Here is a 13,317-nt window from a genome sequence, read left to right on the forward strand (position 1 = left end):
GCCGCGCCTCAGCCATTCCGGTCCAGCCGCCCGGCGATGACCTTCGCGGTGCGTAGAGTACGGCTGCGCAGGGCGGAGGTGGCGCGTTCGCCTCCCGTCGACAGGTTCACCTCGACCAGCAGGTCGGCGGAGCGGAAACGGACCACGCTGTGGGCGCGCTCCGTCGCGATCACGTCGTAGGCGAACGCCTCGTCGCCGACGCGGGCGACATCCCTGAGCGGGCCGGTCGAGCCGAAGGGGCCGCTGCCCCGGTCGGCTTCGATCCTGGTCCGCTCGGAGGCGAAGAAGGCGTGCGCCGTCTCGGGAGCGGTCTTGCCCGGCGTGGCCCGGTACAGGTTCAGCGAGACGCGGATCTCCCGGCCGCCGGCGCCCTCCCACGTGCAGGAGCCCGCCCCGCCGTCCCGGCCCGGCACGTTGAACGGGGAGGCGCCGGGGACGACGGCCCCGGCCTGCGCCTCGCTCAGCAGGGAGCACGGGTCGGGGGCGGCGGTCAGGCCCTCGGCCTGCGAGCCGGACCCGGAGCCCGAGCCGACCGGGGACGGGACGGGCGCCGCGGGATCCCCCGAGGTCAGGAACACCGCCGCCGCTCCGGCCGCCACGACGGCCAGCCCGGCTCCGGCGACCGGACCGGCGCGACGCCGGGCACCGATCCCGGCGCGGCGACCGCGCGAGGGCTGCGGGTCCGGCACCGGGGACAGCGGCCCGGCGGGCCTGCCGAGGGAGACCTCGCGCAGTGCGGCGCGCAACGCGGCCGCTCCGGGGCGCTCGCGGGGGTCCTTGGCCAGTACGGCCAGCAGCACCGAGGCGAGGCCGCCCGCACGCGAGGGCGGCGGGGTCTCCTGGGTCAGCACCGCGCCCAGCGTCGCCACCGGGGTGCCGCGCTGGAAGGGGCCCCTGCCCTCGACGGCGGCGTAGAGCGTCGCGCCCAGCGACCACAGGTCGGCGGCCGGGCCGTCGCCGGTGCCGCGCAGCCGTTCCGGGGCGATGTAGCCGGGGGAGCCGACCAGCGCGTCCGGGGAGGTGAGCTGGACGTCGCCCTCCAGGGTGGCGATGCCGAAGTCGGTCAGCAGCACGCCGCCGTCGTCGGAGACCATGATGTTGGCGGGCTTCACGTCGCGGTGCATGATGCCCCGGTTGTGCGCCAGGGTCAGCCCGTCGAGCACGGCCAGCCCGACCGCGGCCGCCCGGTCGGGCGCGAGCGGCCCGCCGGCGCGCACGACCTGCTCCAGGGAGCGCCCCCTGACCAGGTCCATCACGATCCAGGGCCGTCCGTCCTGGGCGATGACGTCGTGCACCGCGACGATCGAGGGATGGTTCAGCCGGGCCGCGGCCCTGGCCTCGCGCAACGTGCGCTCGCGCATCTCGGCCCGCTGGGCTTCGGGAAGGTGCGGAGCGAGCACGACCTCCTTGATCGCGACCTCACGGTGGAGCAGTTCGTCCCGTGCCCGCCAGACGATCCCCATCCCGCCCGCGCCGAGCCGCTCGACCGCCCGGTACCGGCCCGCCAGCACGGGAAGGGCAGAGCCCGTCGTCGGCATCTCAGCCACCGATCCTCAGGGCCTCGGCGATCCAGCGGGAGACCTTTCCGGCGTTCTCCGCGATCTTGCCGTCGGGGTCCCCCTTGACGCCTCCCTGCTCGTAGTCCACCTGGGCGACCAGGTTGCTTACCCGGAAGACCACGGTCACCTTGTAGGACCCGCCGTAGAGGTTGATCGGGCTGTAGGCGGCCGAGATGAACGCCTCCTCGCCGACGCCGCTCATGTCCTGCGGCGGCAGCGGCTTGGGCGTGGCGAGCGCGGCCTTGTCGACGGTGTCCTTCTTCTTGCCCGCGAGATACTCCCTGGCCCGGGCGATCCCCGAGGCGTCCTGCTTCTGGGCCACCAGCCGCACGCGCAGGTCGTACTTCTCCACGTTGGCCTTGCGCCAGTCATGGCTGTTGAGCCAGTTGCACTCGGCGGGCTCGACCTCGGAGCTCCGGTAACCGGGGACCACCTCGGCCGCCTGCCGGTCGGTGAGCAGGCTGCACGCCCGGGGCGCGGCGGCGAAGAGCGCCCCGGTTCCCGGGGCGGGCGCGGCCTCGTCGTCGTCCGGATCGCTCAGCACGGGAGCGAGCAGCACGCCGATGGTCGCCGCCATGCCGGCGAGCAGCACGCAGGTCAGCACCACGATCGAACGGGGCACGAGGACGCCCTTGGAGCCGCCCCGCAGGTCGGCTGAGCGCTCGGTCGGAGCGGTGGAGCCGTCCGGGTGGGGAGACGGGAGGTCCGGATGAAGGTCCTGATGAGAGGACGGGACGTCCTGGTGAGGGGGCGGACCGCCGCGGTGATGGGGCGCGGGACCCGGAGAGGCGCCCGGGAGGGCGGGGGAGGGCTCGGGCGACACGGGGGCGCCGTGGGCCGTCCCGCCCGTCTCCACGCCGGTCGGCGGGGTGACTGCCGGGTCCGAGGCGGCGGCCGGGTCCGAGGCGGCGGCCGGGTCCGAGGCGGGACCGGAGTCCCGGCCGGGGGCCGCGGGCGGGCCGGGGATCGCGTCCACGACCGTCCGCGACGCGGCGTCCGGGACCGCGTGCGAGGTGGCGTCCGGGACCGCGCGGGAGGCGAGGTCCCGGTTCGGGCCGGGGGCCGCCGCCTCCAGGGACATGTCCGGGAACATGTCCGCGTGGACGGGCATCGTGGCGTCCGGCGCCGCGAGCGCGTCCGCCGTGGGGACGAAGGGCCGTACGACGGAGGGCTCGGCCTCGGGAGCCGAGCCCCGGAACGAGGCGGCCCCTCCGGCGGGCGGCACAGCGAATCCACCGGGTGGTGAAGGGAAGCTTTCGAGCGGTGGGGGGAAGCCACCAGGCGGTACGGCGAAGCCTTCCGACGGTGCGGGGAATCCGCCGGATGATTGGGGGAAGCCTTCCCGGGGCGGAGGGAAGCCGCCGTGCGGTTCGGGGAATCCGCCAGGCGATGGTGGGAAGCCTTCCGGCGGTGCGGGGAATCCGCCGGGCGGTGGGAAGCCGCCGGGCGGTGGGAATCCGCCGGATGACGCGGGGAGACCACCGGGCGATGCCGGGAAGCCGACGGCGGGTGTGGCGGGTCCGGAGCTCTCCTGGATGATCTCCCGAAAGGTCGCGCGCAGCGTGGCCGGGTCGGGGCGCAGGGACGGGTCGCCGGACAGCAGCCGGATCAGGACCGGGCCCATCGGACCGGCGGACTGCATCGGGGCGCCCGGCGCGGGGGGACGGCCTTCGACGGCGGTGTAGAGGGTGGCGCCCAGCGACCACAGGTCGGCGGCCGGGCCGGTGACGCCCTCTGGGGCGGTGAAGACCGGGGACCGGAAACCGGGTCCGGCCAGCAGCACCTTGTCGTACGGCCCGATCAGCACCGAGCCGGGCCGTACGTCACCGTGGAGCATCCCGTGACCGTGCACGGCCACGAGCTGGTCCAGCACGGCCAGACCGATCACGGCCGCGCGGGCGGGCGGCAGCGGACCGCCCCGCTCGATCAGTGACTCCAGCGAGGACTGCCCCGGCCCCGAAGCACCGGGCCCACCCGGGCCGTACCCCGAACCCGATCCGCCCGGTCCGCCGGAGCCCGGGGCCGGGTTCCCTCCGGGGCCCGGGGCCGCGGCGCCGGGACCGGCGTGCCTGCCCTGCCGGCGGGGGGTGTCTGCCTGGTTCATCCGGTTGCCTTCTGTCTGTTCAACGCCGCCGCCACCCAGGTGGCGGCGGTGTGGGCGCCGCTCTGGATCGCGGGGCCGTCCTTGCTCCCGTCGGCCACGGTGTAGCCGACCTCGACGACCAGGTTGTCGACGCGGAGAGTGACATAGCTCTGTTCGAGCCTGCCGGTCTTGCGGTTCTCGTAGACGTCGTAGCCGAACGCCTCGTCGCCGGCGGGCTTGACCGGCAGCGGCCCGGTGTTCCGCGCCGAGCGGGCGCCTGCGGAGATGTCCGGCCAGTTCCAGCTGAGCTGGCCGCTGGGGATGGTGCCGTTGCGCCGGTTCACGAACAGCTCGTGGGCCTGGCGCGGGCTCTTGCCCCACTGGTCGGCGTCGGCCGGGCCGACCGTCAGCCCGACGCCGGGGGACACCCACTCGCAGCCGCCCCGGTTGGTCTGCTTGCCCTGGCCCTTCAGCCGGGGGAGGAGCTGCCTGACCTGGTCGGCGGAGATCAGCCCGCACAGGTCCACCGGGGTGGCGAAGGCGCCGGGCCGTTCGCTGAGCCGTACCGGCCCGGCCGGTTCGGAGCGGTCGGCGGTGAGGTGGGTCACCCCCAGGCCGGTCCCGGCCACCGCCGCGACCGCGGCCACCTCGGCGACGGCCCACAGCAGCGCGCGGCCTCTGCGCGGGGCGCGGACCGGCCGTGCCGGGGCGGTCGGCCCGGCCGGGGCGGTGACGCCGGAGCGGCCGGTACGGCCCTGCGACATGCCGAGGCGGCCGGACAGGCCGGTACGGCCCTGCTGCGACGCGCCGGTACGGTCCTGCGGCGAGGTGCGGGGGTGGCCGGACGGGCTGGAACGGTCCGCGCCGGGATCGGACGCGTTCTCGGGATGACCGGGATGGCCGGGATGACCGGGATGGCCGAGCGCGACCTCCTGGAGCCCGCGGACGACCTCGTCGAGGGACGGCCGGGCGACGGGCAGCGGGTCCAGCATGCGCATCAGCAGCGGGCCCAGCTCCCCGGCGAGCTCGGGCGGCCGGGGCGGCTCGGTGAGCACCCGGCTGATCGCCGAGATGGGCGTCTCGGCGGGGTGCGGGGGCACGCCCTCGACCGCGAAGTACAGGCTGGCGCCCAGCGACCACAGGTCGGAGTACGGGCCGCCGCGCTCGCCGCGCAGCCGTTCGGGGGCGATGTAGTTGGGGGAGCCGATCAGGCGGCTGGTCAGCCCGCCGGTGACGTCGCCCTCGGCGACGGCGATGCCGAAGTCGGTGAGGACGGCCCTGCCGGTCCGGGTGAGGAAGATGTTGCCCGGCTTGACGTCGCGGTGCGTCACCCCGGCGGCGTGCGCGGCGGCCAGCGCGCCGGCGACGCCCACCCCCACCCGGGCGGCCTGGTGCGGCGGGAGCGGCCGCCGGCCCGCGACGGTCCGGTCGAGGGACTCCCCGGTCAGCAGCTCCATGACGATCCACGGGCGGTCGTTCTCGACGACCACGTCGTGGACGGTGATGATCGACGGGTGCTTGAGCCGGGCCGTCAGGTTGGCCTCGCGGAGCGCGGCGGCGCACAGGTCCTGCCGCTGGGCGGGGGACAGCTCCGGCGGGAGCCGTACCTCCTTGACCGCCACGTCGCGGCGGAGCGTCTCGTCGGAGGCGAGCCACACCGTGCCCATGCCGCCCTCGGCGAGGGGGTTGAGCAGGCGGTAGCGACCTGCCAGCACCTGTGTGTCGATCCCGCTCACTCCGTTCGATGTCCTGCCGCGCACAAAAGATAGCCACTCATCAGGGCTGGACCCAATGGAAAGGGTTCCTCCGTATTCGGGGGTTATATCCCTGTGATGCCGACCACCCGTCCGGTCGCCCCTTGAAAAGGTGATCACGTGATGGTTAAGCTGATCGTCCCTTCGAGGAAGAGGAGGTGAGGAGCAGATGTCCACTCTGATGACGCGCTCCCGCCTCGGGCGAAAGGCCGCCTGAGACCGGAGAGCGCATATGCCTCTCTGGAGTTTCGCTTGTCTGATCTGATCTTCCGTCCGCTCACCGTGGACGAGTTCGACCTTTTCCACCGTTACGCCACCCCGCCGACCTCCGGCGTGGGCGCCCGCAAGCTGTCCTTCGAGGAGCTGGGATACCGCTCGGGCCGGGTGTGGGTCGCCGTGCGCGGCGACGAGGTGGTCGCCCGGGCCGCCTTCTGGGCCCCCGACGACTTCGACCACCCGTTCAGCCTCGACTGGTTCGACCCGGGCGCCGGGCCGGACGGGATCGAGGTGGGCGCCGCCCTGCTGCGGGCCGCCTACGACGCCCTGGTCACGCCCGACTACTCATCACCCATCGGCGACCGGCCCGACTACCACCTGTTCCTGCCCGCCGACTGGCGGGAGCGCCCGGAGGCCCGGGCCGACGCCGAGGCCCGGATCGCCGCCGCCGAGAAGGCCGGGCTGCGGCAGTTCGTGGAGCGGATCAACCTGCGCTGGATCCCCGAGTACGGCCTGCCGCCGCGCTCGACCCGGCTGACCTTCGTCCCCGCCGTCGACGACGAGCTGGTCGTGGACGTGCTGGCCAGGCTCTGCGAGAACAGCCTGGACGCCTACGCCCGGCGTGACGTCGAGCGGTACGGCCTGCGCCGGGCCGCCGAGATCACGCTGGAGGAGATCGCCGACTTCCCCGGCGGGCGCGACCGGTGGCGGCTGGCCTACGACGCGGCCGGGGAGCTGGTGGGCATCGTGATGCCCACCAGCAACAGCTACTTCGCGACGATCGGCTACATGGGCGTGGTGCCCGAGCACCGCGGCCACCACTACGCCGACGACCTCCTCGCCGAGGCGCTGCACATCTTCGCCGCCGGCGGGGAGTCCGAGGTGAGCGACGCCACCGACGTCGGCAACGCGCCCATGGCGGCCTCGTTCGCCCGGGTGGGCTACGAGGTGACCGGTCGTCGGATGATCTTCACCTGACGGGCGGGCCGGCGGGCCTGTGGCCTGCGCGGAATCTTCACAATTCACCTCAAGCCGTCTGCACAGGTCAGGCATAAGCTCGCGGCATGGCTACTCCCCAGCAACGCCGCATCCTCGTGGTCGAGGACGACGAGACGATCGCGCGGGCCGTACGGCACCGGCTCGTCGCGGAGGGCTTCGACGTGCGGATCGCCGGAGACGGGCAGGAGGCGCTCGCGGCGTACGCGAAGGCCGAGCCCGACGTGGTGGTCCTCGACCGGCTGCTGCCCGGCCTCGACGGCCTGGAGGTCTGCCGGCGCATGCAGGCGGCCCGGCCGGTGCCGGTGCTCATGCTCACCGCGCTGGGGGAGGAGACCGACCTGCTCGTCGGCCTCGGGGTCGGCGCCGACGACTACATGACCAAGCCGTTCAGCATGCGCGAGCTGGTCGCGCGGGTGCACGCGCTGCTGCGGCGGGTGGAGCGCGCCTCCCAGCTCGCCGTGGACGAGACGGTCCTGCGCGTGGGCGAGGTCGAGATCGACACCGCCGAGCGGAGGGTCTACGTGCGGGGCGCGGAGGTGCAGCTGACCCGGACCGAGTTCGACCTGCTGCGCCGGCTGGCGGAGCGGCCGGGCCAGGTGTTCGAGCGGGAACGGCTGCTGGCCGACGTCTGGGGCTTCTCCGAGGCGGCGGCCACCCGGACGGTCGACAGCCACGTACGGGCCCTGCGCCGAAAACTCGGTTCCGGGGTCGTGCGAACGGTCCACGGGGTCGGCTACGCGTTCGTCCGGCCGTGAGGCCCACGGGGACCGGGCGGGCGCGGACCGCCGAACCGATCCCACCGCAGAGCACTCGAACACTGAAATGCGCAAACCATTGAGACCTCTCGACTTCCTGGGCCGGATCAAGGTCAAGCTCGGCATCGTCATCCTGCTGGCGGTGGCGGTGGCGTTCGTCGTCAACGAGGTCGGCATCAACGCCGGCTACTCCCGCAACGTGCGCGTCGCGGTGGCGGTGGTCCTCGCCCTGATCATGGTGCAGCTGCTCGCGCGGGGGATGACCAAGCCGCTGCGCGAGATGGCCGCCGCCGCGCAGACGATCGCCAAGGGCCGGTACGGCCTGCGGGTCACGGCCACCTCCCGCGACGAGGTCGGCGAGCTGGCCCGGGCCTTCAACGCGATGGCGGCCGACCTCGGCGAGGTGGACCGGCAGCGCAGAGATCTGGTCGCCAACGTCAGTCACGAGCTGCGCACACCGATCACCGCGCTCAGGGCGGTGCTGGAGAACGTGGTGGACGGCGTCTCGGACCCCGATCCGGTGACGCTCGGGACGGCGCTGGCCCAGACCGAGCGGCTCGGACGGCTGGTCGCCCAGCTGCTCGACCTGTCCCGGTTGGAGTCCGGGGCCCGGCTGATCGACCCGGAGAGCGTCGAACTCCGGCCGCTCTGCGAGCAGGCGCTGCGTGAGGCGGTGCTCGCCCGCGACGGGGTGACGGCCCGGTGCGAGGTGCCCGCGGGGCTGAGCGTGCGGGCCGACGCCGACCTGCTGGCCCAGGTGCTGGCCAATCTGCTCGACAACGCGGTACGGCACAGCCCGGAGGGCGGGGTCGTGGTGCTCGCCGCCGCTCCGCAGGGGGGCGGTGTGCGGCTGCGCGTGACCGACCAGGGGCCCGGGATCGCGCCCGAGGACCGGGCCAGGGCCTTCGAGCGCTTCTCCCGGCTGGACGCGGGCCGGGCGGCCGACGACGGCGGCGCCGGGCTCGGCCTCGCCATCACCAAGGAGATCGTCGAGCTTCACGGTGGCTCCATCGGTGTCGAAGACGGCGTCGGCTGCCGCATCGCGGTCGACCTCCCCGAAAGGATCATGATGGACGGCCCGTCTCCCGGCGATCCCATGACCTCACCCCCGGACTCCCTCCCCCCGTCCGAGCCCGTGGACTTCGAGGACTTCGAGGAGCTCCCGGTCCCCGCCGCCCGCCCGGCCCCGGAGGCCGGAGCGCCGATCGGCACCCGCGCGACCGTCGCGATCCCGGCGGACTCCTCGGGCCCGGCGGACTCCTCGGGCCCGGCGGACTCCTCGGGCCCGGCGGACTCCTCGGGCCCGGCGGAGACCCTCGCGGCGTCCGGGGCGGACCCCGCGGGCTCCGGGGTGACCGTCGTGGACATCACTGAGACCTCCGCGGAGTCCGGAGCGGCTCCCGCGGACGCCGAAGTCACTGCGGATGCCCAAGTCACTGCGGATGCCGAAGCCACTGCGGACGCCGAAGCCACTGTGGGCGCCGGGGCGACTGCCGTGGGCGCCGCAGTCACCTCAGTGGACTCCGAGGTCGTCTCTGTGGACGCCGGGGCCGGGACGCCCGCGGATCTCTCCGCTCCGGACGGAGCCGCGTCCTCCGCCGAACCCGTGCCCGTCGTGGCCGCGGCGGGAGTCCTCGTGTCCGCCACGGTCTCAGCGGGTGCCCCCGCGTCCCCCTCCGGCGCTTCCCCCTCCTCCGGCGCTTCTCCCGCGCCGCCCGGCCCCCCGCTTTCGGCCGGGTACGGCCCCGGACCTGCGGTTCCCGGCTCCGGGGCTCCCGGTCCGGCGGGTCCCTCCGGTCCGGGACGCGCGCCCTTCCCCGCCGCGGGGGGAGCGGGCGGGTACGGGTACCCGGTCCCGCTCAGGAACTGGTGGGGAGCCGTCATCGGGGTCTTCGTCGGCGGGTTCATCGGGCTGGCCTTCGGGGTCCTGCTGGGTCTCGGCGTCGGGGCCATCAGCATCCAGGCCGGCCTCGCCCTGGGCATCCTGTCCCCGGTGATCGGCGGGTTCGTCGGCACCGTCATCGGGGCGACCACGCCGCCCAGCGGGGTCTGGGAGGCCTCCCGGCCCGCCGGAGGCGTCCCCGCGCCGAGGACGCCCGCCGCGCCGCCGCGTCCTTCCGCGCAGGGGCTGGAAGGACGGCCCGCCAGGCCCGCGCCCGACGGCGCGGGGACGGTCCGGAGCGAGGGCCCGGGTGCCCCGGAGGGTGTTGCCCGGCCTGCGGGGCAGGCGCACCGCACGCAGGAGGTCGCGCTCCGGACGGCGGCGGCGCAGCGAGGCGCTCCGGCGGGCCGTGAAGGGCGCAGGGGAGCACCGGACGGACCACGGGGACCGGGAGCGCCGGGCGGATCGGGTGAGACGCGCGGGCTGCAGGCATCGGGAACAGCGGGCGGATCGGGCGAGTCCCGCGGGCTGCAGGGACCGGGGACGCCGGGTGGACCGGGCGACTACGTGGCGCCCTCGGTGTTCCCCCGGCCGCAGTTGCCCGGCACCCCGCGCTGGGTGCCGGTGGCCTGCGCGGTCGTGGGACTGCTGGCGGCCGTCGCGCTGCCGTACAGCTCCGTGGGGCTCGGGTTCGTACTGGTGGCGGCGGCCATGGGAGTGGTGGCGCTGCCCGCCGTACGCCGCCGGATCACCCCCTGGTCGGCCGGGATGGGCGTGATCGCGTACGGGATGGTCGCGATGGCGGTCTTCAGGGACGCCGACTGGCTCGTCGGGCTGCTCCTGCTGGCCGGGTTCGCGGTGGCCGCGCTGGCCCTGTCGGGGGCGGGACGCGGCTGGCTCGGGGTGCTCAGGGGCGGGGTCTCGGTGGTGCTCGGGCTGCTGCCGGTCCCCTGGTTCCTGGCGGCCCCGTTCAAGGGGATGCCGGCCCGCCGCAGGCTGGTCCCCACGCTGATCGGGGCGGGGCTGACCGTGGTGCTGGTCGCGATCTTCGGCGCGCTGTTCGCCTCGGCCGACGCGGTGTTCGCCAAGACGGTGGAGAACATCTTCACCGGACAGGACTGGGCCGAGTCCCTGCCGCTGCGGATCCTGACCTTCGCGGTCTTCGGGGTCGTCGCCGCCTCGGCCGTGCTGGTCGGCCTGCGGCCGGTCGCCGAACCCAAGGGGCCGGACCTGCGGCTGCGGGTCGGCCGCGGCCTGTGGGTTACCCCGCTCGTGGCGCTCAACCTGCTGTTCGCCACCTTCGTGGTGATGCAGCTGACGGTGCTGTTCGGCGGCAACAGCCGGGTGCTGGAGACCACCGATCTCACCTACGCCGAGTACGCCCGTTCGGGCTTCTTCCAGCTGGTCGTCGTCAGCGTGTTCGTGCTGGCGATCGTGGCGCTCGCCTCGGCGGTGGTCGACCCGGAGGGCCGCGACCGGTGGCTGATGGCCGGGCTGCTCGGCCTGCTGTGCGGGCTGACGGTGGTGATCCTGATCTCCGCCATGTACCGGCTCGACCTCTACGTCGACGCCTACGGCTACACCCGGCTGCGGGCGTCGGTGGGCGCGGCGATCTGGTGGCTGGGCGGGATCTTCGCGCTGGTCCTGGTGGCCGGCGCGGTACGGCTGACCCGGCGCGCCGCCGGATGGCTGCCCCGGAGCGTGGTCGTGATGACCGGGGCCGGCCTGCTGGCCTTCGCGGTCTGGAACCCGGACCTGCGGGTCGCCGAATCCCAGCTCAGCATCCGGGGCGTGGACCGGCTCGACCAGGCGTATCTGAGCGACCTCGGGGCGGAGGCCGTACCGGCGCTGGACCGGCTGCCCGAGCCGACCCGCAGCTGCGTGCTGCAGGCGGTGGTCCAGTCCAACGAGCTCGACCGGCCCGACCCGTGGAACGGCTGGAACCTGGCCAGGCAGCAGGCCAGGAAGCTGCTCGCCGAGCGGCCGGCGGTGCCGGGGGTCTCCTGCGGCCCGGAGGTCTCGCGCTTCGACACCATCCCCGACCGGGACTGACCTGCCGAGGGGGCGGTACGGCCCCCGCCCGCGCGGGCGGGGGCCGTACCGGGGAGGCGGCGGGTACGGGTGCGGGTCCCGCCGCGTGGATCCCGGGTTTCCCAGGCCAGGTTCCGGGGTCAGGGCACCCAGTGGTTGCCGGTCACGGTGATCATGACCTGGAGCTGGATGCTGGCCGAGAAGTAGCCGCTCGTGTCGAGCGGGGTGGCGAGCATCCGGTTCCACAGGGCGTCCAGCCAGGCCTGGCTGCCGGGGTCGGTCATCGCGGCCACCGCGAACGGGGCGAAGAACGCGGGGTCGCCGCCACCGGAGAGCGCGGTGCCGTTGAGCCGGTAACCGTTGACGATCTTCGCGGGATCGCCGCCGGTCTTGCTCTTGATCCAGGCGTTCAGCTTGCGCGCCGCGGCCAGCGAGGTGGCGTCGCCGCTGGTCACCGCGTCGTCGCCGATGCGCCACGGGGTACGGCAGGCGTTCCACCAGTAGTTGCCGTCGTTGGGGTCCTCCAGCACCTCGCCCGGCGCGGGCCTGGCCGTGGTGTCGGTGTCGACCACGAAGTCGGGCAGCAGGCCGGTGCCCGGGGCGTACCGAGACTGCAGGGAGGTGATCAGGTTCTGGTGGTTGGCCCTGATCGTGTCCCAGGCGGCGTCGCCGGTGGCCTTGCGGAAGGCCTTGAAGTGGGCGGCCATCCAGTCGGAGGAGCGGCTGATCCAGTAGTGCTCGCCGCCGGCGCTGCTCCAGTCGCCCAGCTTCAGCAGCTTGGTCGTCGGGTTGACCTCGCCGGCCTTGATCGCGTTGATGTGCCTGATCGCGAGCTGCCTGTAGTTGTAGGCGCCGGAGCTGCCCCACTGCCGGTCGGCCAGGAGCAGGCCGTAGGCGATGTCGAGGTCGCCGTCGGTGGCGGAGTCGCCGCCGTTGACGCTCCGGCAGGAGGCGTCCTGCTCGGCGGCGTGCAGGCCCGGCGTGATCGAGGACGGGTGGTCCAGGACGTACTTCAGCAGGCCGTCGAAGATCTTCTTGGCGTCGGGGTCGGCTCCGGCCATGGTCGCGGTGATGACCATGCCGTAGCCCTGGGCCTCGGCGACGTAGGGGTGGTCGGCGTCGGGGGAGAAGACCTGGTACCAGCCGTTGCCGCAGTTCTGCCTGACGAAGGCCGCCTTCCAGCGCCGGTAGTAGTCGACCACCTTCTGGTCGAGCGTCGCCTGGCTCCCGCTGGGGCGCAGCATCCCCGGGGCATAGGGGATCGTGTGCCCGCCGAAGGGCACCTTCGGCCCCCCGGCCGTCGGCGTGGGCGTCGGTGTGGGAGTGGGCGTCGAGCCGCCGGCGGTGCCGTACACCTGCACCTCGTACAGCGAGTAGCCGTACGGCGTGCCCCGGACCGTGCCGTACATCCGGACGTAGCGGCCGGTCCCGGAGACGGACAGGTCGTCCACGGCGCCGTCGCCGGTCGTGGTCGAGTACAGGTCGGTCCAGGAGGACCCGTCGCCGGAGACCTGGATCCGGTAGGTCCTGCCGTAGGCGGCCTCCCAGGTCAGCTTGACCCGGGAGATCGCGGCGGAGCGGCCGAGGTCGACGCGGATCCACTGCGGGTCGATCCCCTCGGCCGAGGCCCAGCGGGTGGAGGTGTCGCCGTCGAAGGCCGCGGCGGGCGCGAACTCGGATCCCTCGACGGATGAGGACGTGGCCGGACGGCCCTGGGAGAGCAGGGAGTCGGCGGTGAGGGCGGGCGGCGCCGTCAGCACGAGCGCCGGTGCGGCCAGGGCCGCGGCCAGGGCGAGGGTGAGGACGGTCGAGGGGCGACGGAGACGTGGTCGCACATGCACGGGAAGGAACCCTCTCTGCGGTCGATTGGGTTTCTGCAGTCGGTCGGGTCGCTGCGGTGGGTTGACGGTTCTGCTGTCGGTTCTGTGGCCTTAGTTAGGAAAGGTTCCTAACTAGAGGACGATGCCACCACTCCTGACAGCTCGCGGTCAAGGGGGAAGGGGGCCCAAATCCTCGCCTGCCCCGAGCCCGGCTGAGG

Annotated in this window: 7 protein-coding genes; 3 read left to right on the forward strand and 4 right to left on the reverse strand. The window is 74.0% G+C overall.

Annotation, left to right across the window (positions count from 1 at the left end; all coding sequences use genetic code 11):
* Positions 1-8: 8 nt before the first annotated feature.
* Genes Psi01_RS02490 through Psi01_RS02500 form a run of 3 tightly spaced genes read right to left on the reverse strand, consistent with a single transcriptional unit; the run spans position 9 to position 5,378 of the window.
* Complete coding sequence (locus tag Psi01_RS02490; protein ID WP_239126984.1) at positions 9-1,538, reverse strand: serine/threonine-protein kinase; 1,530 nt, start codon at positions 1,536-1,538, stop codon at positions 9-11.
* Between the two features lies 1 nt (position 1,539).
* A complete protein-coding gene (locus Psi01_RS02495; protein ID WP_204062261.1) occupies positions 1,540-3,663 on the reverse strand; it encodes a serine/threonine-protein kinase in 2,124 nt (707 codons plus the stop codon).
* Positions 3,660-5,378, reverse strand: coding sequence for a serine/threonine-protein kinase (locus tag Psi01_RS02500; protein ID WP_204062262.1), 1,719 nt, complete (start codon positions 5,376-5,378; stop codon positions 3,660-3,662). The genes Psi01_RS02495 and Psi01_RS02500 overlap by 4 nt, the downstream gene beginning before the upstream one ends.
* A gap of 270 nt (positions 5,379-5,648) precedes the next feature.
* Between Psi01_RS02500 and Psi01_RS02505 the strand changes: the two genes are divergently transcribed.
* The 3 genes from Psi01_RS02505 to Psi01_RS02520 all read left to right on the forward strand — a co-directional run bounded on the left by Psi01_RS02505 (position 5,649) and on the right by Psi01_RS02520 (position 11,300).
* The gene (locus tag Psi01_RS02505) at positions 5,649-6,590 is read left to right on the forward strand and encodes a GNAT family N-acetyltransferase (protein ID WP_204062263.1); all 942 of its coding nucleotides are present in this window, start codon (positions 5,649-5,651) and stop codon (positions 6,588-6,590) included.
* 86 nt (positions 6,591-6,676) lie between these two features.
* On the forward strand, positions 6,677-7,366 hold the full coding sequence (locus Psi01_RS02510) for a response regulator transcription factor (RefSeq protein WP_204062264.1): 690 nt from the start codon (positions 6,677-6,679) through the stop codon (positions 7,364-7,366).
* Between the two features lie 79 nt (positions 7,367-7,445).
* Positions 7,446-11,300, forward strand: coding sequence for a DUF4153 domain-containing protein (locus tag Psi01_RS02520; RefSeq protein WP_239126978.1), 3,855 nt, complete (start codon positions 7,446-7,448; stop codon positions 11,298-11,300).
* A 119-nt stretch (positions 11,301-11,419) separates the two neighbouring features.
* Here Psi01_RS02520 and Psi01_RS02525 read toward each other — a convergent pair whose 3' ends face one another.
* On the reverse strand, positions 11,420-13,114 hold the full coding sequence (locus Psi01_RS02525) for a glycosyl hydrolase family 8 (protein ID WP_239126980.1): 1,695 nt from the start codon (positions 13,112-13,114) through the stop codon (positions 11,420-11,422).
* Positions 13,115-13,317 lie beyond the last annotated feature (203 nt).

The sequence above is a fragment of the Paraplanobispora siamensis genome (genome assembly GCF_016863175.1).
Lineage (GTDB): Bacteria > Actinomycetota > Actinomycetes > Streptosporangiales > Streptosporangiaceae > Planobispora > Planobispora siamensis.

Bases quoted from the DNA above. Each gene is read 5' to 3' on its own strand.
- Psi01_RS02510 (WP_204062264.1), top strand. From the start codon at position 6,677: ATGGCTACTCCCCAGCAACGCCGCATCCTCGTGGTCGAGGACGACGAG.
- Psi01_RS02490 (WP_239126984.1), bottom strand. From the start codon at position 1,538: ATGCCGACGACGGGCTCTGCCCTTCCCGTGCTGGCGGGCCGGTACCGG.
- Psi01_RS02495 (WP_204062261.1), bottom strand. From the start codon at position 3,663: ATGAACCAGGCAGACACCCCCCGCCGGCAGGGCAGGCACGCCGGTCCC.